At 54.1% G+C, this 715-nt stretch carries 1 protein-coding gene; it reads left to right on the top strand.

Features of this window, described 5'->3' with window-relative positions; all coding sequences use genetic code 11:
• Positions 1-715, top strand: a 715-nt coding sequence (locus AC1RP1_RS07645) for a hypothetical protein (protein WP_481762664.1), incomplete at both ends; no start/stop codon positions are given.

Genomic DNA, 715 nt, shown 5'->3' with positions numbered 1-715 from the left:
CGTCAGGCGCTACGTTTTATATCGGCGGCTGGTGGAAGTGTGGACTATCCGGAGGCAAGGACAGTGACTTCGGCTATGGCGGCCTCGTCAATATCGGACTGGCCTCTAATGGTGCCCAGATTTTGGACTTCGACGGTAATTACCTAACACTGCGGAACGGCACATACACCAGTACAACACCTTTGGCTACCGGCACCACGTACCTTGGTGATGGCTATCACTGGATTGAAGCCTCAATCCAGATTAACGGCGCTAGCACCAAGGTAACGGCCTACGTGGATAGCATACTTCAGTTCACAGGAACTTATAACTACGCGCAAGCCGCTCAGGCCATTACCCAGCTATATGTGTCCACCGGCAAACAGGCAGCAAACGGTGCAGCTTCATATTTGGATGACTTCATTATATGGGACGGCTCAGGCACCTCATTCAACACGTTCCCGATTGGGCCACGACGTATCGGGCTCATGAATCCGAACGCGGCGGGAGACAGCACGCAGTTCACCCCCAGCACAGTGTCTGCCTCTAACTACTCGATGGTAAGCCTAGGCGTTCAATCGTGGGCAGCGACTACCAACGTTTCGGATGCGGGTACCGGCAATTCGGACCTCTATAAAATGTCGGCACTTCAGTACACTCCGGCAACCACCATCGACGCGGTGACGGTTTATGTGCAAGCCACTAACCCAGCAGCCGATGCCGCTCACTCTGTTAC

The sequence above is a fragment of the Dellaglioa sp. CoH-56-MRSF-13 genome (genome assembly GCF_056782095.1).
The sequence above is the reverse complement of the archived record's forward strand: the minus strand, read 5'-3'. Positions and strand labels throughout refer to the sequence as shown.